1 protein-coding gene is annotated in these 1,099 nt (G+C 64.7%); it reads right to left on the bottom strand.

Features of this window, described 5'->3' with window-relative positions; all coding sequences use genetic code 11:
• Positions 1–1,099, bottom strand: a 1,099-nt coding sequence (locus GORHZ_RS16700) for a 4-hydroxyphenylacetate 3-hydroxylase N-terminal domain-containing protein (RefSeq protein WP_006334910.1), incomplete at both ends; no start/stop codon positions are given.

The following is a 1,099-nucleotide window of genomic DNA, read 5'->3' as shown; positions in this document are numbered from 1 at the left end:
ACCGCCGCCGGACTGCAGCATCGTCACCAGCTGCCACCCACCGTAGGCGTCGGCGGTGAAATCCCGGATCGCGTGGAAGAGCTTGGTCCGGTACTCCCCGGAGATGCCCTCCTTGGTGGCCATGTACTTCGCGATGAACGGCCCCACCTCGTCGTTCTCCAGATCCGCCACCGACGGCGCGGTCACGATCGACCCACCACCGATATCCTGCAGATGACGCACCATGTGGCTGTACTCCGACGCCGCATAGTGCTTGGCCGCATTCGTGAACAGTTCGCTCGGGAAATACCAGCCCTCCGGGCTCGGTTCCGCATTGGCGATGGCCGCCTCCAACCCCGAGCGGGTCATCGTCGCGTAGATGATCATCTCCGCCACCTTCTCGCGGATATGCGAGATCCGTTCGGTGCCGTTGGCCTCCGCGATCAGCTGCGCCAACCCGACCAGCTGGTCGGCGAACTCCGACATGTGCGCGGTCCCGCCGAGGCGTTCCCACAAGCCCAGGGCGTGCGCAAACGTCGCCGAATGCCCGGTCTCACCGGCCAAAAACACCCGCTCGTTCGGCACGAACACATCATCGAAGATGATGAAACCCTCGGGCATGTTGTGCTTGGAGCTGACCGGGAAGTCCTCCTCCCGCTCGCGCGGGGCATAGCTGGTGTTGACGATCCGCACCCCCGGGGCATTCACCGGGATGGCGCACGCGACCGCGTAATCCTCCTCGCCCGGCTTCATGTTCTTGGTCGGCATCACCACCAACTCGTGGCTGATCGCCGCCGAGGAGATATGCAGCTTCGCGCCGCGGATCACGATGCCATCCGGGCGGCGCTCCACGATGCGGGTGTACACATCCGGATCGGCCTGCCCACCCGGCGCCACCCGGCGATCACCCTTGGCATCGGTGATGGCCTGCACACACCGCAGATCGTTGCGCTTGCAGTAGTCGAAATAGTCCTCGATCCGCTGGGCCAGCTCCGGGTGATCGCCCCGCATCCGCGCCGCCGCGGTCAACAACGCCAACAAGCCCTGGCTGGTGGTGACGGTGACCATGTCCCAATGCAGCAGCGTCTCCAACAGACCCTTGAGATCATCCTTGCTGGTC

It is taken from the genome of Gordonia rhizosphera NBRC 16068 (assembly GCF_000298195.1).
Lineage (GTDB): Bacteria > Actinomycetota > Actinomycetes > Mycobacteriales > Mycobacteriaceae > Gordonia > Gordonia rhizosphera.
The sequence above is the reverse complement of the archived record's forward strand: the minus strand, read 5'-3'. Positions and strand labels throughout refer to the sequence as shown.